Consider the following 15,656-nt stretch of genomic DNA (forward strand, 5'->3'; position numbering starts at 1 on the left):
GCGGCGGAAAAAGCCATGCACGGCATCGACCTGCTCGGCAACCCCCTCACGCTGGACGATCCCGCCAGCCTCGGGCCGCTGAACGATTTCGTCGGCGGCTTCATCGCCTGCGAGGCCCGCGCCGCCAACGTGCTGGCCGCGGCGCAGGACGCCAGCCCGCTGGTGCAGGCGTATTGCGCCGCGCTGCACATGTTCGCCGAGTCGCGCGAGGCGGTGCCCAACGCCCGCCCCTTCCTCGACCGTGCACAGGCCGGCGCCGCGCGCGCCAGCGCGCGCGAACAGCGCTTCATCGCCGCCGTGGCCGCCTGGGTCGACGGCGACATCGCGCGCGCGATCGCGCTGCACGAGGAGCAGGCACGCGAACACCCGCGCGACCTGGTGTCGCTCAAGCTGGGCCAGTACCACTGCTTCAACCTCGGCGACTGCCCGGGCATGCTGCGGCTCGCGCTGGCGGCGCTGCCGGCCGCCGCCGACGTGCCCTACCTGCACGGCATGCTGGCCTTCGGCCACGAGCAGTGCCACCGGATGCGCGAGGCCGAGGCCAGCGCGCGCCGCGCCATCGCGATGTGCCGCAAGGAGCCCTGGGCCCACCATGCGCTGGGCCATGTGATGCTCACCGAAGGCCGGCTCGCCGAAGGCCTGGACTTCATGCGCGGCGTGAGCGACAGCTGGACCGGCCTCAACTCCTTCATGGTCACGCACAACTGGTGGCACGTGGCGCTGTTCCTGATCGACCTGGGCCGCGACGCCGAGGCGCTGGACGTGTACGACACGCAGGTCTGGGGCGTGGTCAAGGACTACACGCAGGACCAGATCGGCGCGGTCTCGCTGCTGGCGCGCTTCGAGCTGGCCGGCATCGACGTCGGCGCGCGCTGGCACGACGTGGCCGCGCACCTGCAGACGCGGCTCGACGACCATGTGCTGCCCTTCCTCGACCTGCAGTACCTTTACGGCCTGGCGCGCGCGGGCCGGCCCGAGGCCGACACGCTGCTGCGCGGCATCGAGGCCTTCGCGCCCACCGCACCGCCCGCCACGCGCGCCGCCTGGGAGCGCGTCTGCGTGCCGGCCGCGCGCGGCCTGCTGGCGCACGCGCGCGGCGACATGGCCGGCGCCATCGAGGGCCTGGGCTTGGCGCTGCCGCGGCTGATCGAGATCGGCGGCAGCCACGCCCAGCGCGACCTGTTCGAACAGGCCTGGCTCGCGGCGCTGATGCGCGAGGGCAGCGAGCGCTCGCTGACCATGGCACAGGGCTTGCTGCAGCCGCAGGTCAACGGCCAGCCCGAATCGCTGCGCCTGCGCCGGCAGCTGGCGCAGGTGTATGCGGGGCTGCGGCTGCCGCTGCCGGCATGATCCGGCCCGCAAAGCAGCTATAAGTCGGGTCCCGCCTTTTGGCGCGCGCCACCCTCGGCCTTCCATTCACCGTTCGCATGACCCCGCATTTCACCGAAGCCACCACCGGCTACTGGCAACAGCTCCTCGACGCCGGCACGCTCGCCCGGCCCGAGGCCCCCTGGCAGCACGGCTACCCGGCGCGCCTGCCCGACGGCCGCGTGCTGATGCTGCCGATCCGCCAGCTGGCGGCTGACCCGACCCAGGCCGTGGCCTCGCTGATCTGCAACCAGGCCTCGCTCGAGGTCATCGACACCCTGGGCCGGATGCTGGCCGAGAAGCTGGCGCCGCTGCAACCCGACGTGGTGATCGGCATCCCGACCTTGGGCCTGACCTTCGCGCCCATCGTGGCGCGCCACCTGGGCCATGCGCGCTACGTGCCCATGGGCTACTCGCGCAAGTTCTGGTACGACGAGGCCCTGTCGAGCGAGGTGCAGTCGATCACCACGCCCACGGCCGGCAAGCGCGTCTACCTCGACCCCAACCTGCTGCCGCTGGTGCGCGGCAAGCGCGTGGTGCTGGTCGACGACGCGGTCAGCAGCGGCAGCACGCTGAAGGCGCCCTGGCGGCTGATCGAGTCGCTCGACGCCGAGGTGCTGGCCTGCGGCGTGGCCATGCTGCAGGGCCGGCGCTGGCAGCAGACGCTGGGCCCCGAACGCGCGGCCCGCCTGGTGGGCGTGTTCGACAGCCCGCTGCTGCAGGCCGTGCCCGACGGCTGGGTCGAGCGCAGCTAGCCGCCCCTCGTCCGACGCGCGCAGGTGGTACGCAACCTGCTTGCCGAAACACGCCCCCTGGGGCGTATCTCGTTTCGTATACATTTTTGGTGCGCCGCAGCAACATCGCGCGGTGGCCGAGCCCTTCTGGAGTCCCCATGTCCTCGATCCCCACGACCTTCGCTTCCTCTTCCCTGTCGCGCCGCCGCCTGCTCCAGGCCGCGGGCGCCGCTTCGGCCGCCAGCCTGCTGGCCGCGCCGGCCTTCGCCCAGACCCGGGCCATGAGCATCACCCTGCCCTGGGTGGTGAACGGCTCCAACTACTGGCCGCTGGTCGGCAAGGAGCTGGGCTACTTCAAGAAGCGCGGCATCGACCTGACGGTTTCGCGCGGCAACGGCTCGGTGGCGGCGGCCCAGGCCGTGGCCAACAAGCAGTTCGATTTCGGCGTGGTGTTCTTCGGCGGCACGCTGGTCAACATCGCGCGCGGCCTGCCGCTGCAGGCGCTGGCCACGGTGGGTTACGACGCGCTGATGGGCAACCTGGTGCTGGCCGATTCGCCGATCCGCGGCCCCAAGGACTTCGAAGGCAAGCGCGTGGGCACGGTCGCCACCTCGGCCGAATCGCCCTACTGGAGCGCCTATGCGGCCAAGACCGGCATCGACCTCACCAAGGTCACGCGCCAGCAGCTCGACGCCCGCCTGATCGAGCGCGCGCTGATGGAGAAACAGGTCGACGCGATCACCGCCATCGGCTCCTCGAGCATCCCGGTGCTGGACTCGCTGGGCGTGAAGACCCGCTTCATCCCCTGGGCCAAGGCCGGCGTGCAGCTCTACGCCTCGCAGATCATCGCGCGCCGCGAGACCATCGACGCCGACCCGGGCCTGTGCCAGGCCATGGTCGACGCGATCCTCGAGTCGGCGGTCTACACGCTGAAGAACCCGCAGGCCTCGCTGGACATCCTCTACAAGGCACAGCCCGAGATCGCCATGGCCAAGGGTGGCAAGGAGAACGCCGCCATCGCGCAGGGCCTGGCACAGGCCACCATGGTCGCGCCCGAGGCGATCCAGAACGGCATGGGCTACAGCAGCATCCCGACGCTGGCCGGCATGATCGCGCTCGCCGCCAAGGCCGGCGCGCTCACGGCCGACGCCAAGCCGCTGCGCCCCGAGGACCTGGCGACCAACCGCTTCGTCGGCAAGATCAAGCTCAGCACGTCCGAGTGGGACGCGATCCGCAAGAACGTGGCGCCCTACAACGCCATGCTGGGCTCGTGAATTCGAGCGCGCAAGACAGCGCCTTCCGCCGCATCGGCCTGCCGCTGCTGTTCGCCCTCGGCACCCTCGCGCTGTGGGAGGCCGCGGTGCGTTTCTTCGCCATCCGCGAGGTGCTGCTGCCCACGCCGAGCGCGATCGGCGCGCGGCTGGTCGAGACCTTCCCGCTGCTGATGCAGCACGCCTGGCCCACGGTGTGGGAAAGCGTGGCCGGCTTCGCCATCGCCTCGGTGCTGGGCGTGGCGCTGGCCGCGCTGCTCAGCGCCTCGGGCCTGATGCGCAGCATGCTGTACCCGAACGTGGTGCTGTTCCAGCTGATCCCCAAGATCGCGCTGGCGCCGCTGTTCATCGTCTGGCTGGGCATCGGCTTCCAGTCGAGGCTGACCTTCTCGGTCTTCATCAGCTTCTTCCCGGTGGTGATCGCCGCGCTGGCGGGCCTGGACAACGTCGACAAGTCGCTGCTGCGGCTGTGCCGCGCGCTCACCGCCTCGAGCTGGCAGGTGTTCTGCTCGGTGCGGCTGCCGCACGCGCTGCCCTATGTGTTCAGCGGCATGAAGATCGCGACCACCTTCGCCATCATCGGCGTGATCGTGGGCGAGTTCATCACCTCGCAGGCCGGCCTCGGCTACCTCATCCTTTTCGCTTCCTCGCAGGCCGACACGGCGCTGATCCTCGCGGCCATCGTGGTGCTGTGCGGCTTCGGCCTGCTGTTCTATGGCGCGGTGGCGCTGCTCGAGCGCTGGACCCAGAAGGTGTTCGGCGAATGACGACGATGACTTCCTCCTCCTCCTGGCTGCAGGCCACCTCCGTCGCCGCCGACCGCGACGCCAGCTACCTCTCGGTGCAGGGCGCGCGCAAGACCTACGCCACGCGCAACGGCGAGGTCCACGCGGTCGAACGCGCCGACTTCGACATCGACGAGGGCGACTTCGTGAGCCTGGTCGGCCCCAGCGGCTGCGGCAAGAGCACGCTGATGTCGATGATCGGCGGGCTCGAGACCCCGAGCGCCGGCCACATCCGCGTGGGCGGCAGCCCCGTGACCGCGCCGCGCCGCGACTTCGGCTACGTGTTCCAGGACGCCACGCTGCTGCCCTGGAAGACGGTGTTCGACAACGTGCTGTTCCCGATCCGCACGCAGAAGCGCCCGGTGGCCGACTACCTCGCCGAGGCCGAGCGGCTGCTGCGCCTGACCGACCTCTGGGCCTTCCGCGACAAGCGGCCGTCCGAGCTCTCGGGCGGCATGCGCCAGCGGGTGGCGATCTGCCGCGGCCTGATCAACGACCCGCAGCTGCTGATGATGGACGAGCCCTTCTCGGCGCTCGACGCGATCACGCGCGACGACATGAACCTCGCGCTCGCGCAGCTCTGGGACCAGGTGCACAAGACCGCGGTCTTCATCACCCACAGCATCCGCGAGGCGGTGTTCCTGTCAGACCGCGTGCTGGTGATGAACGCGCGGCCCTCGCGCATCGTGGCCGACATCCGCGTGCCCTTCGCGCGGCCGCGCCGCGCCGAGATGCAGGAAGAACCGCTGTTCAACGAGATCTGCGGCTTCGTGCGCGACAAGATCCACGAAGGCCATGGCAGTCGTCAGCCCGCGTCCGCCTGAGGCGATCCGCACCGCCGACACGCCGCTGCAGGCGCTGGTGCGCGCGCACCGCGAGGCCGGCGGCGGCCGGCTGTCGACCGACGCCATCGTGCGCCTGCTGCAGGAGGCGATCGTGCGCGGCCTGTTCGCGCCGGGCCAGGCGCTGCGCCAGGACGAGCTGGCCGCGCTGTGCCACGTCAGCAAGATCCCGGTGCGCGAGGCGCTGCGCACGCTCGAGGCCAACGGCTTCGTCGAGCTGCTGATGAACCGCGGCGCGGTGGTCAAGGCGCTCACGCTCGACCAGCTGCGCGACGCCTTCGAGCTGCGCATGATGGTCGAGCCGCACCTGATGCGCACCGCCGCGCCGCTGCTGAGCGCAGGCGACCTCGACGAGGCCGAACAGCTGGTCGCGGCGATGGACGACGCGGGCCATGCCTGGGCCTTCAGCGAACTCAACGGCCGCTTCCACGACCTGCTCTATCGCGCGGCCGACAAGCCGCTGTCCAAGCAGATCCTCGCCATGCTGCAAGGCCACATCCAGCGCATGTCCTTCATGCAGCTCTCGCTCGCGGGCTTCAACCGCAGCTCGAACGAGGACCACCGGCTGATCCTCGCGGCCTGCCGCAGCGGCGACGCCGAAGCCGCCGCGCAGGCCGTGGCCGCGCATGTGGAAGGCGTGAAGGACATCGTGCTCGACCTGTACGCGCGGCATCACGCGCGCGGCTGAGGCCGGCACGCGATCAGGTCGACTTGAGGTGCCGGCGCTGGTCGTAGTTGGGCTGCGCCGGCAGGTCGGCCAGGTGCTTGGTGTCGGCCCAGTCCAGCACCTCGATCTGCGCCGGGTTCGCCGCGTCGGCGATGCGGATGCGGTTGATGCCCGCGTTGGGGATGTCGCTCTGGCGCGGGCCGTTGAGGCCCAGGCCGCGCGCGGTGCGCCACACCATGTCGAGCACGCCGCCGTGCGTGACCACCAGCAAGCGCCGGCCCGCGTGCGCGGTCGCGAGCGCGCCCAGCGCGCCCAGGATGCGCGCATGGAACTGCAGCGGCGATTCGCCCTCGGGCATGGCGTGGTCCTCGCGGAACTCCAGCCATTGCTCCCAGGCGCGCGGATGCAGCTCGCGGATGTCCTCGGCGCGCAGGCCCTCGACCACGCCGAAGTGCTGCTCGCGCAGCGCGGCCTGCGTCACCACCGGCAGCGCCAGCTGCTGCGCGGCGGGCGCGGCGGTCTGCTGGGCGCGCAGCAGGTCGCTGCAGAAGAGCAGGTCGACCGGCTCGCCCGCCAGCCGCAGGCCGAGCCGGCGCGCCTGCTCGTGGCCGGTGTCGTTGAGCGGGATGTCGATGTGGCCCTGGAAGCGCAGTTCGCGGTTCCAGTCGGTCTCGCCGTGGCGGATCAGGATGAAGTCGGTGGGGGTGGAAGGCGGTGTGGATGTGGTCATGGCTGCGGGCTATTGTCTCCGCATCGCATGCAGACCCCGCGGCTTCGCGGACAATGGCGCGATGCCCCGTCTAGTCCTCTTGCCCGGCCTCGCCTGCGACGAGCGCCTCTGGCAGGCCCAGCGCCCTGCCCTCCCGCCCCGCTTCGATGCCCGCGTGAGCGATGTGCATACCCGGCACGAACGCATCGAACACATGGCCGCGGCCGTGCTGGCCGAGAACGAGGGCCCGCTGATCCTGTGCGGCGCCTCGCTGGGCGGCATGGTCGCGATGGCCGCCGCGCAGCAGGCGCCCGAGCGCGTCGTCGGCCTGGCCCTGCTGGGCACCAGCGCGCGGCCCGAGACGCCCGAGATGTTCCAGCTGCGCGAATCGGCGATCGAGATGTTCGAGCGCGGCGAGGCGCGCGAACTGATCGAACTCAACGCCAACTTCGCGCTGCATCCTGCCCAGGTGGCCGACAAGGCGCTGGTGCGCCGCTACGTGGAAATGGTGCTCGACGCCGGCGTGACGCAGCTGGTGCGCCAGAACCGCGCCGCCATGCAGCGGCCCGATGCGCGCCGCCATCTGCCGGCCGTGCGCTGCCCGGTGCTGGTGCTGTGTGGCGACGGCGACAAGCTCACACCGCCCGAATGCAGCAGCGAGATCGCGGGGCTGGTGCCGCAGGCCGAGCTGCAGTGGATCACCCAGGCCGGCCACATGCTCACGATGGAGCAGCCGGCGCAGGTCAACGCGGCACTGCTCCACTGGCTGCGCCGCTGGAGCGCGGACGCCTGACCGGGCCCCGTCGGCCGGCGTTCAGCCGATGGCCGCGCTGACGCCGCGCGGGCCGTCGGGCCCGCCCAGCGCACGCAAGGCCGCGAAGCCGGCCACCAGCGCATCGCCATAGCTGTCGTAGTCGCGTTCGGCACTGCGCAGCAGCGCGTAGTGGGCGAACACGCTTTTTTCGCCCGTGCCCTGGAGGATCACCCAGCCGTAGCGGTGCTCCGGCCGCTCGCGCACGCTCAGTGCGAGGTCTCGCAGTTCCATGTTGACAACTCCCTGTCGATTCTTGTGGCGCACTTTTTAGCCGCTGGGCGCGGCGCCATCAAGGTCATCCTTCACGCTTCGGGCCCGCAGGGCCGTGCGCGCAAGGAGCGGGATCAGGTGCAGGCCATGACCGCGATGCCTTCGCGCTCGAGCGCGTCGCGGATGCGCCGCGCGAAGGCCAGCGCATGCGCGCCGTCGCCGTGCAGGCACACGCTCTGGGCGTTGACGGCGACCAGGCTGCCGTCGATGGCCCGGACCTGGTGTTCGCGCACCAGCGACAGGGTCTGGGCCAGCGACTGCGCCTCGTCCTCGATCAGCGCGCCGGGCTGGCCGCGCGGCACCAGGCTGCCGTCGGGCATGTAGCCGCGGTCGGCGAACACCTCTTCCACCGGCCGCAGGCCGGCCCGCTCGGCGGCCTGGATCATGCCGCTGCCGGCCAGGCCGAAGAAGCGCAAGGCCGGATCGAAATGGCGCACCGCGTCGCACAGCGCGTCGGCGAGCGCGGGCTCCTTGACTGCCTGGTTGTAGAGCGCGCCATGGGCCTTGACGTGGGCCAGCGTGCCGCCTTCGGCCTTGACGATCGCGGCCAGCGCACCGATCTGGTAGAGCACGCCGGCCACGATCTCCTCGGGCGGCAGCTGCATCGCGCTGCGGCCGAAGTTGGCGCGGTCGGGAAAGCTCGGGTGCGCGCCGATCGCCACCTTGTGGTCGATGGCCCAGCGCACGCACTGGCGCATGGTCATCGCATCGCCCGCGTGCCAGCCGCAGGCGATGTTGGCCGAGCTCACGAGCTTCAGAAGTTCTTCGTCACTGCCGGCGCCTTCGCCGAGGTCGGCGTTCAGATCGATCTGCATGGGATGCTCCTTCGAAACGATTCTGCGCCGAGCCCGGCCGGCCCGCGCGTCAGCCGGGATGCGGTCGGCCTGCGGGCCATCCGCCGGCCGCCAGGCCCTGCGCCACCTGCGCCAGGTAGCGCTGCTGCGCGGCCCAGGCCTGGGTCGCCTCCGCCGCGTCGGTCTGCACCAGCCGCAGCGTGCCGCCCAGCGGCGCCTGCGCGAGCTTCCAGAGGTCGGCCCGGATCACCACGCCGATGCGCGGGTAGCCGCCCGTGGTCTGGGCGTCGCCCATGAGGATGATGGGCTGGCCCGAAGGCGGCACCTGCACCGTGCCCGGCACCACGCCCGAGGACAGCATGTCGCCCGCGCGGCGGCGGGCCAGCACCGGCCCGTCGAGCCGGCTGCCCATGCGGTTGCTCTGCGGCGTGAGGCGCCAGGGCTCGCGCCACAGCGCCGCGACCGAGGTGGCGGTGAACAGCTCGCACTCGGGGCCGGGCATCACGCGCAGCGCGATCGCGTCGCCGAGGTCGGCCTGGCCTTCGAGCGTCCAGGCGGGTGTGCGCACGCCGAAGGCGCGCCGCGCACGCTGGGCCGCGTCGAGCGGACTCGGGCCCAGCGGCAGCCGGTCGCCCTTCTTCAGGGCGCGGCCCTGGTGGCCGCCGAAGCCGGCCTTGAGGTCGGTGCTGCGCGAACCCAGCACCGGCGCGACGTCGATGCCGCCGGCCACGGCCAGCCAGCTGCGCACGCCCTTCTTGCCGGCCGCGGCGGCATTGGCGCCACCCAGCACCAGGCGCTGGCCCGCCGCCACCGGCGTGCTCCAGCCGGGCCGCAGCGGCAGGCCGTTGAGCCGGGCGTCGAAATCGTCGCCGGCCAGCGCGATGCGCGTGTCGGCCTCGAAGCGGAATTCGCAGGCGCCCAGCGTGAGTTCCAGGCCCGCAGCGCCGTCGGCATTGCCGACCAGCCGGTTGGCCAAGGTGAGCCCCAGCGCATCGAGCGCGCCGCCCGGGCAGATGCCGCGCTCGCGGTGGCCATGGCGCCCCAGGTCCTGCACCGAGGCCAGCATGCCGGGCTTGAGGACGAGGATCATGGCAGCTCCACGCTCTCGACCACGAAGCGCACGCGGTCGCCCGCGCGCAGCAGCGTCGGCTCCTCGGCCGCGGGATCGAACAGGCTCAGCGAGGTGCGGCCGATCAGCTGCCAGCCGCCGGGCGACACCAGCGGGTAGATGCCGGTCTGCGCGCCGCCGATGCCCACCGAGCGCGCCGGCACCGCCGTGCGCGGCTCGGCGCGGCGCGGGGTCGCGAGCTCGGGCGCCAGCCCGCCCATGAAGGCGAAGCCGGGCAGGAAACCCAGCAGGTAGACCACGTACTCGCCGGCGCTGTGGCGGCGCACCACCTCGGCCGGCGTGAGGCCGGTGTGGGCCGCGACCTCGCCCAGGTCGGGACCGTGCTCGCCGCCGTAGGCCACGGGGATCTCGACGGTGCGGCCGTCGACGGCCGCGGCATCGAGCTGCGGCCAGGCGGCCAGCACCTGGATCTCGAGCTCGGCCGCGTCGACCTGCAGCGGGTCGAACAGCAGCGTGAGGTTGTTCATGCCGGGCAGCACCTCGTGCACCGCCGGCCACTGCATCGCCTCGCGCGCCAGGGCCCAGATCTTCTGCTGCTGCGCCAGCGTGGCCGGCGCCGGCAGCTCGCACAGCAGCGCGGCATCGCCCAGGGGATGAAGCCGCGGCGGCGTCATTCCCCGCCGAGACTGCGCACCTTGGCAACCAGCTTGTCCTGCACGAAGGGCGAGACGAACTTGTCGACCTCGCCGCCCAGCATCGCGATCTCGCGCACGAAGGTGCTGGAGATGAACTGGTACTTGTCGCTCGGGGTCAGGAAGACGGTCTCGACGTCGGGCATCAGCGAACGGTTCATGCCGGCCAGCTGGAACTCGTAGTCGAAGTCGGTCACGGCACGCAGGCCGCGCACCATGGCCTTGCCGCCGCGCGCCACGACGAAGTCGCGCAGCAGGCCGGCGAAGCTCTCGACCTTGACCTGGTCGCTGTAGGGCGCCACCGCCTCCTGCGCCATCTCGATGCGCTCCTGCAGGGAGAACAGCGTCTTCTTGTGATGACCCGCCGCCACCGCCACGATGACGTGCGAGAACAGCTGGGTGGCCCGCCGAACCACGTCTTCGTGGCCGAGCGTCATGGGGTCGAAGGTGCCGGGGTAGACCGCGATCACGCTGGACATCGTGCGAACTCCTTGTGCAGCCATTGCCGCATGAATCGGCGGATTATGCAGTCGGCGCTTCGGCCGCCCGGAGCAGGTGCGCATGCACCGCCCCGGCCTTGAGATGGCGGAAGCCCGCCAGGCCCAGGGCCGCGAGCTCCTCGTCGGGCCACTGGCGCGGCGCCTCGAGGTAGACCGCGCCGCCGGGCTGCAGCGCGCGCGCGGCCGCGCGCAGCGCCGGTTCGTAGAGCGCGGGGTTCTCGAAGGGCGGATCGAGCAGCACCAGGGTCAGGCTGCCGGCCGGCACGCGCTCCAGCGCGGTCACGCCGTGGCCGCGCTCGATGCGCACCGCATCGGCCGAGAGCTTGGCCTTGGCCTTCTGCAGCTGGGTGACGAGTTCGGGATCCTGCTCGCACAGCAGCACCGAGGCCGCGCCGCGCGAGGCCGCCTCGAAGCCCAGCGCGCCGGTGCCCGCGAAGGCATCAAGGCAGTGCCAGCCCGGCAGCTCGCCGCCGCCCGCACCGGCCAGGCTCGCGAGCCAGTTGAACAGCGTTTCGCGCACCCGGTCGGGCGTGGGCCGCAGGCCGGGCTTGTCAGCCACGGCCAGGCGCGTGCGCTTCCACTGGCCGCCGATGATGCGGACTTCGTGCGGGCGCTTGTCGTGTTTGGGGACCTTGGGGGTCGCGGATGTCGCTGGGGAAACCTTCTTCTTCATGCGGCGAGCTTAACGGCAGCCGGGCACCCTGCGCTCAGCCGGCCGACAGACCGTGCCGCAGCAGCAGCCAGGCGAGCAGCAGCATGGCGCAGCCGATCGCCCCATCGACCCACTGCCAGGCCCGCGGCCGCTCGAACCAGGGCGCAAGCAGCCGCGCGCCGAAGCCCAGCGCGCTGAACCACAGCGCGCTCGCGAGCGCCGCGCCGGCCACGAAGCCGGCGCGCGCCGGGCCCGCGTACTGCGCGCCGGTGCCGCCGACGAAGAGCACGGTGTCGAGGTAGACATGCGGGTTCAGCAGCGTGAAGGCAGCGGCCTGGGCCAGCACCGCGCGGCGCGAGGCGGCGCCGCGGCCCGCCTCGACCAGGCCGCCCTGCACCCGGCGCGCGCGCCACAGGCTGCGCAGGCCATAGGCCGCGAGGAAGGCCGCGCCCGCGAAGGCCATCGCCGCGGCCAGGCCGGGCCGCCCCTGCAGCAGCTGCGCCATGCCCAGCACACCGAGCGCGACCAGCAGCGCGTCGCCGAGCGCGCAGAACACCACGACCGCCGTCACATGCTCGCGGCGCAGGCCCTGGCGCAGCACGAAGGCGTTCTGGGCGCCGATCGCGACGATCAGCACCAGGCTCATGGCGAAGCCGTGCGGGAGGGCGGAGAGGGCGAAAGAGGACATGGGCTGCGAGTGTCTCGATGGCATCGCATGAAGGCAAACTAAGATGGCTTCACCTGGATTAGAGAAACTTAATACCATGCTCGACTACGCCGCCCTGCATGCGCTCGCCGCGGTGGTGCGCGAAGGCAGCTTCGAACGCGCGGCGCGCACGCTCCACGTCACGCCCTCCGCGGTCTCGCAGCGCCTGAAGGCGCTCGAGGAGCGGCTGGGCATCGCGCTGGTGCTGCGCGGCACGCCCTGCACCGCGACCGAGGCGGGCCGTCACCTCTGCCGCCATGCCGAGCGCGTGCAGCTGCTCGAGCACGAACTGGGCGCGCTGCTGCCCGCCCAGCCCTCGGTCGACGCGGAACGCATGACGGTGCGCATCGCGGTCAATGCCGACAGCCTGGCCACCTGGTTCGTGCCCGCGATGGCGGCCTTCGCGGGGCAGACGCCGGTGTTGCTCGACGTGGGCGTCGACGACCAGGATCACACGGCCGAACGGCTGCGCAGCGGCGACGTGCTGGCCGCCGTGACGGCCATGGCCAAGCCCGTGAGCGGCTGCAACAGCAGCGCGCTGGGATCGATGCGCTATGTGGCGGCGGCCAGCCCGGCCTTCGTGCAGGCGCACTTCGCGGACGGCGTGCATGCGCGCTCGCTGGCGCGCGCGCCCAGCCTGGTCTTCGACCGCAAGGACCGGCTGCAGTCGCGCTGGATGCGCCGCCTCTGCCCGCGCGGGGTCGAGGCGCCGCGCCATTGGCTGCCCTCGCCCCAGGCCTTCGCCGAGGCGGCCTGCGCGGGGATGGGCTGGGGCATGCACCCGCGCAGCCTGATCGCGCAGGCGCTGCGCGAGGGCACGCTGGTCGAGCTGGTGCCCGACACGCCGATGTCGGTGCCGCTCTACTGGCAGCAGGCGCGCGGCGCGCCGCCGCTGCTCAAGCGGCTGGCCGAGGCGGTGTTCCAGGCGGCGCGCAGCGGGCCGCACGCGCTGGACTGATCCGTCAGGGCTTGGCGCCGACCACCACCGTCACCATGCGCTGCGGTTGCAGCTTGCGCGCGAAGGCGGCCTTGACGTCGGCCACGGTCACGGCGTTCATGCGCGCGGTCCAGGTGTCGAGGTAGTCCAGCGGCAGGTCGTTCCAGGCGATGTTGGCCACGTTGCCCAGCAGCTTGCGGTTGCTGTCGAGCAGCAGCGGGAAGCCGCCGATCAGGTTGTCCTTGGCCGCCCTGAGCTCGGCCTCGGTCGGGCCGTCGGCCACGAACTTCGCCATCACCTCGCGCGACACCTTCACGGCCTCGTCGGCCTGGTCGGGCCGGGTCTGGAAGCCGACGCGGAAGGCGCCCGCGTGCAGGCCGGGCGAGAAGCCGCTGTAGATGCCGTAGACCAGCCCGCGCTTCTCGCGCACCTCGTTCATCAGGCGCGAGACGAAGCCGCCGCCGCCCAGGATGTAGTTGCCGATGGTGAGCGCGAAGTGATCGGGGTCGCGCCGCGGGTAGCCGGGCTGGCCGATCATCACGTGGGCCTGGGCCGAGGTGAAGGGAATGCGCTCTTCGGCGGGCGCGCTCAGCGCCGCGACCTCGGGCACCGTCGGCAGCGCGGCGCAGGCGCCGTCCTGCACCGACAGCCGCGACAGCAGCCGCGTGGCGATCGCATCGGCCTGCGCGCGCGTGACCGCGCCGACGATGCTGAGCTTGGCGCGGCAGGGCTGGATCAGCTGCGCCTGGCGCGTGCGCATCATGTCCACGTCGATGGTCGCGAGCGTGGCCTCGGTCGTGTCCTGGCCGTAGGGATGGGTGCCGTACAGCGCCTGGGCGAAGGCGCGCGCGGTGACGGTGCCGGGCTTGGTGTTGGCCTCCTTGAGCGCGGCGACGATCTGCTCGCGCTCGCGCTGCCAGACGTCGGCCGGGAACGAAGGTTCGCCGATCTCGCGCGCGGCCAGCGCCACCGCCTTGTCGAGCAATGCCGGATCGGACAGCGTGCGCAGCGAGAAGCTGGTGCGCTCGGCGCCGGCGCCGGCGTCGAAGTTGGCGCCCAGGTCGGCCCAGGCTTCGCCCAGCATGTTCTCGTCGAGCGCCGGGCCGGCATCGCTGGCACGCACGCCCTTCTGCACCATGCCCGCGCTCGCGGCGGCCAGGCCGGCCTGCGCGGCCGGGTCGCGGCGGCTGCCGGCATCGAAGTCGACCTGCACGTCGACGATGGGCAGCGCATCGGTCGCGGCCAGGTAGACCTTGGCGCCGTTGGGCAGCGTCCAATGCTGGATGGGAATGGCGGCCTGGGCGTTGAGCGCAGCCAGCAGGCCGACGCTCGCGAGCACGGCGGCGCCGGCGATCTTCTTCATCATCATCAGGTTGGGCATGGGGCGGCGTCTTTCGTTCAGCGCAGAGCGCCCTCGGGCACGGCGGGATTGCGCGGCCGGCTGTTCTTCTCGGGCGGCAGCGGCCGCAGCGTGGCGACGGTGAGCTGGTCGTCGCCGAAGTACTTGCCGGCCACGGCCTGGACCTGCTCGGCGGTGACGGCCTGCAGCCGCGCGACGATGCGCGCGCTGGCGTCCAGCGGCAGGCCCTGCACCCAGTTGCTGCCCAGCTCACGCGCCTGCGCCATCACCGAGTCGAGCTTGTAGGTCTGGCTCGCGACCCATTGCGTCTTGACGCGGGCCAGCTCGGCCGCTTCCACGCCGTCGCGCGCCACGCGGGCCACTTCGGCACGCAGCGCGGCCTCGACCGCCTCGGGCGTCTTGCCGGCGGCCGGCACGCCGTCGAGTTCGAACAGCTGCGGGCCGCGACCGACGATGCCCGCATAGGAGCCGGCGCTGTCGGCCACGCGGTCGGGGCCCTGCGTCAGGGCACGGTCCAGGCGCGCGCCGGGGTAGCCGTCGAGCAGCGCCGACAGCACCACCAGGGGCCAGACGTCGCTGTCGCCGTCCAGGCTCTCGAGGCGCGGTGCGCGGAAGGCCAGCGAGACGTAGGCCTGCTCGGCCGGCGCCTTGAAGTCCACGCGCCGGATGCCGCGCTGCACGGGCTCGGTGCGCGGCTTGCGCACGGGCACGGCGCGCGCGGGAATGCGGCCGTAGTACTTCTCGGCCAGCGCACGCACGCGCGCGACGTCGACGTCGCCGGCCACCACCACCACGGCGTTCGACGGCACGTACCAGTCGCGGTGGAAGGCGCGCACGTCCTCGGGCGTCATCGCATCGAGGTCGCTCATCCAGCCCACCACTGGGCGCCGGTACGGCGAGGCGACGAAGACCGCGGCATTCTGCTGCTCGCCCAGCAGCGCGCGCGGCTGGTCTTCGGTGCGCATGCGGCGCTCTTCCTTGACCACCTCGATCTCGCGCTGGAACTCGATGTCGGGCCACTGGTTGTTAGCGAATCGATCGGCCTCGAGCTTCATCACCTGCTCCAGCTTGTCGGTCGGGATCTGCTGGTAGTAGCCGGTGGCATCGCGCATCGTGAAGGCGTTCTCCTGCCCGCCCAGCGCCGCCACCTGGCGCGAGAACTCGCCCGGCTTGAGCAGCTTGCTGCCCTTGAACATCATGTGTTCGAGCGCATGTGCGACACCGGACGTGCCGTCGACCTCGTCCATCGAACCGACCCGGACCCACAGCATGTGGACCGCGGTGGGCGCGCGGCGATCGGGCTGCACGATCAGCGTCAGGCCATTGGCGAGGGTGAAGGTCTGCGCCTTGTTCGCGAGGGCGGCGGGGTCGCGGCGGCGGCCGGCATCGAAGTCGACCTGCACGTCGACGATGGGCAGCGCATCGGTCGCGGCCAGGTAGACCTTGGCGCCGTTGGGCAGCGTCCAATGCTGGATGGGAATGGCGG

At 71.9% G+C, this 15,656-nt stretch carries 18 protein-coding genes; 8 read left to right on the top strand and 10 right to left on the bottom strand.

Annotation, left to right across the window (positions count from 1 at the left end; translation table 11 throughout):
- Window positions 1–15 precede the first annotated feature (15 nt).
- From A9977_RS14215 to A9977_RS14240, 6 genes are all read left to right on the top strand, one after another.
- Window positions 16–1,350, top strand: coding sequence for a tetratricopeptide repeat protein (locus tag A9977_RS14215; protein WP_183025487.1), 1,335 nt, complete (start codon window positions 16–18; stop codon window positions 1,348–1,350).
- A 77-nt stretch (window positions 1,351–1,427) separates the two neighbouring features.
- Window positions 1,428–2,123: a phosphoribosyltransferase gene (locus tag A9977_RS14220; protein ID WP_183025488.1), complete on the top strand. Its 696-nt coding sequence runs from the start codon at window positions 1,428–1,430 to the stop codon at window positions 2,121–2,123.
- Window positions 2,124–2,260: 137 nt separating this feature from the next.
- Entirely contained in the window at window positions 2,261–3,376 is a 1,116-nt protein-coding gene (locus A9977_RS14225) for an ABC transporter substrate-binding protein (RefSeq protein ID WP_183025489.1), read from the top strand.
- Window positions 3,373–4,140, top strand: coding sequence for an ABC transporter permease (locus A9977_RS14230; RefSeq protein ID WP_183025490.1), 768 nt, complete (start codon window positions 3,373–3,375; stop codon window positions 4,138–4,140). Before A9977_RS14225 ends, A9977_RS14230 begins: the two co-directional genes overlap by 4 nt.
- Window positions 4,141–4,145: 5 nt before the next feature.
- Window positions 4,146–4,982 (top strand): ABC transporter ATP-binding protein, encoded by an 837-nt coding sequence (locus A9977_RS14235; RefSeq protein ID WP_183025491.1) that lies wholly within the window; start codon window positions 4,146–4,148, stop codon window positions 4,980–4,982.
- On the top strand, window positions 4,954–5,688 hold the full coding sequence (locus A9977_RS14240; RefSeq protein ID WP_183025492.1) for a GntR family transcriptional regulator: 735 nt from the start codon (window positions 4,954–4,956) through the stop codon (window positions 5,686–5,688). The genes A9977_RS14235 and A9977_RS14240 overlap by 29 nt, the downstream gene beginning before the upstream one ends.
- Window positions 5,689–5,701: 13 nt before the next feature.
- Here A9977_RS14240 and A9977_RS14245 read toward each other — a convergent pair whose 3' ends face one another.
- Entirely contained in the window at window positions 5,702–6,397 is a 696-nt protein-coding gene (locus A9977_RS14245; RefSeq protein WP_183025493.1) for a histidine phosphatase family protein, read from the bottom strand.
- Between the two features lie 61 nt (window positions 6,398–6,458).
- Here A9977_RS14245 and A9977_RS14250 point away from each other — a divergent pair, with 61 nt between their 5' ends.
- Window positions 6,459–7,169, top strand: coding sequence for an alpha/beta fold hydrolase (locus A9977_RS14250; protein ID WP_183025494.1), 711 nt, complete (start codon window positions 6,459–6,461; stop codon window positions 7,167–7,169).
- Window positions 7,170–7,190: 21 nt separating this feature from the next.
- On the opposite strand, the gene A9977_RS14255 is transcribed toward A9977_RS14250, so the two are convergent.
- From A9977_RS14255 to A9977_RS14285, 7 genes are all read right to left on the bottom strand, one after another.
- Window positions 7,191–7,421 (bottom strand): hypothetical protein, encoded by a 231-nt coding sequence (locus A9977_RS14255; RefSeq protein ID WP_183025495.1) that lies wholly within the window; start codon window positions 7,419–7,421, stop codon window positions 7,191–7,193.
- A 113-nt stretch (window positions 7,422–7,534) separates the two neighbouring features.
- A complete protein-coding gene (gene pxpA, locus A9977_RS14260) occupies window positions 7,535–8,275 on the bottom strand; it encodes a 5-oxoprolinase subunit PxpA (protein ID WP_183025496.1) in 741 nt (246 codons plus the stop codon).
- 49 nt (window positions 8,276–8,324) lie between these two features.
- The gene (locus A9977_RS14265) at window positions 8,325–9,344 is read right to left on the bottom strand and encodes a biotin-dependent carboxyltransferase family protein (protein WP_183025497.1); all 1,020 of its coding nucleotides are present in this window, start codon (window positions 9,342–9,344) and stop codon (window positions 8,325–8,327) included.
- Window positions 9,341–9,997 (bottom strand): 5-oxoprolinase subunit PxpB, encoded by a 657-nt coding sequence (gene pxpB / locus A9977_RS14270; protein ID WP_183025498.1) that lies wholly within the window; start codon window positions 9,995–9,997, stop codon window positions 9,341–9,343. Before pxpB ends, A9977_RS14265 begins: the two co-directional genes overlap by 4 nt.
- Window positions 9,994–10,494, bottom strand: a complete 501-nt coding sequence (coaD, locus tag A9977_RS14275; RefSeq protein ID WP_183025499.1) for a pantetheine-phosphate adenylyltransferase — start codon at window positions 10,492–10,494, stop codon at window positions 9,994–9,996. Before coaD ends, pxpB begins: the two co-directional genes overlap by 4 nt.
- A 43-nt stretch (window positions 10,495–10,537) precedes the next feature.
- Entirely contained in the window at window positions 10,538–11,188 is a 651-nt protein-coding gene (locus A9977_RS14280) for an RsmD family RNA methyltransferase (protein WP_183025500.1), read from the bottom strand.
- Between the two features lie 34 nt (window positions 11,189–11,222).
- A complete protein-coding gene (locus A9977_RS14285) occupies window positions 11,223–11,855 on the bottom strand; it encodes a LysE/ArgO family amino acid transporter (protein ID WP_183025501.1) in 633 nt (210 codons plus the stop codon).
- Window positions 11,856–11,931: 76 nt separating this feature from the next.
- On the opposite strand from A9977_RS14285, the gene A9977_RS14290 reads away from it, so the two are divergent.
- Window positions 11,932–12,831, top strand: a complete 900-nt coding sequence (locus A9977_RS14290) for a LysR family transcriptional regulator ArgP (RefSeq protein ID WP_183025502.1) — start codon at window positions 11,932–11,934, stop codon at window positions 12,829–12,831.
- A 4-nt stretch (window positions 12,832–12,835) separates the two neighbouring features.
- Here A9977_RS14290 and A9977_RS14295 read toward each other — a convergent pair whose 3' ends face one another.
- Together A9977_RS14295 and A9977_RS14300 are read right to left on the bottom strand one after the other, a co-directional pair.
- Entirely contained in the window at window positions 12,836–14,191 is a 1,356-nt protein-coding gene (locus tag A9977_RS14295; RefSeq protein ID WP_183025503.1) for a pitrilysin family protein, read from the bottom strand.
- A 17-nt stretch (window positions 14,192–14,208) separates the two neighbouring features.
- Entirely contained in the window at window positions 14,209–15,573 is a 1,365-nt protein-coding gene (locus A9977_RS14300) for a pitrilysin family protein (RefSeq protein WP_310936136.1), read from the bottom strand.
- Between the last annotated feature and the right edge of the window lie 83 nt (window positions 15,574–15,656).

Source organism: Variovorax sp. UMC13, from assembly GCF_014170375.1.
In the GTDB taxonomy this organism is placed as follows: Bacteria; Pseudomonadota; Gammaproteobacteria; order Burkholderiales; family Burkholderiaceae_C; genus Variovorax.

Bases quoted from the DNA above. Each gene is read 5' to 3' on its own strand.
- A9977_RS14285 (WP_183025501.1), bottom strand. From the start codon at position 11,855: ATGTCCTCTTTCGCCCTCTCCGCCCTCCCGCACGGCTTCGCCATGAGC.
- A9977_RS14225 (WP_183025489.1), top strand. From the start codon at position 2,261: ATGTCCTCGATCCCCACGACCTTCGCTTCCTCTTCCCTGTCGCGCCGC.
- A9977_RS14295 (WP_183025503.1), bottom strand. From the start codon at position 14,191: ATGCCCAACCTGATGATGATGAAGAAGATCGCCGGCGCCGCCGTGCTC.
- A9977_RS14240 (WP_183025492.1), top strand. From the start codon at position 4,954: ATGGCAGTCGTCAGCCCGCGTCCGCCTGAGGCGATCCGCACCGCCGAC.
- A9977_RS14280 (WP_183025500.1), bottom strand. From the start codon at position 11,188: ATGAAGAAGAAGGTTTCCCCAGCGACATCCGCGACCCCCAAGGTCCCC.
- A9977_RS14250 (WP_183025494.1), top strand. From the start codon at position 6,459: ATGCCCCGTCTAGTCCTCTTGCCCGGCCTCGCCTGCGACGAGCGCCTC.
- A9977_RS14245 (WP_183025493.1), bottom strand. From the start codon at position 6,397: ATGACCACATCCACACCGCCTTCCACCCCCACCGACTTCATCCTGATC.
- A9977_RS14265 (WP_183025497.1), bottom strand. From the start codon at position 9,344: ATGATCCTCGTCCTCAAGCCCGGCATGCTGGCCTCGGTGCAGGACCTG.
- A9977_RS14220 (WP_183025488.1), top strand. From the start codon at position 1,428: ATGACCCCGCATTTCACCGAAGCCACCACCGGCTACTGGCAACAGCTC.
- pxpA (WP_183025496.1), bottom strand. From the start codon at position 8,275: ATGCAGATCGATCTGAACGCCGACCTCGGCGAAGGCGCCGGCAGTGAC.
- A9977_RS14235 (WP_183025491.1), top strand. From the start codon at position 4,146: ATGACTTCCTCCTCCTCCTGGCTGCAGGCCACCTCCGTCGCCGCCGAC.
- A9977_RS14215 (WP_183025487.1), top strand. From the start codon at position 16: ATGCACGGCATCGACCTGCTCGGCAACCCCCTCACGCTGGACGATCCC.
- pxpB (WP_183025498.1), bottom strand. From the start codon at position 9,997: ATGACGCCGCCGCGGCTTCATCCCCTGGGCGATGCCGCGCTGCTGTGC.
- A9977_RS14290 (WP_183025502.1), top strand. From the start codon at position 11,932: ATGCTCGACTACGCCGCCCTGCATGCGCTCGCCGCGGTGGTGCGCGAA.
- coaD (WP_183025499.1), bottom strand. From the start codon at position 10,494: ATGTCCAGCGTGATCGCGGTCTACCCCGGCACCTTCGACCCCATGACG.
- A9977_RS14255 (WP_183025495.1), bottom strand. From the start codon at position 7,421: ATGGAACTGCGAGACCTCGCACTGAGCGTGCGCGAGCGGCCGGAGCAC.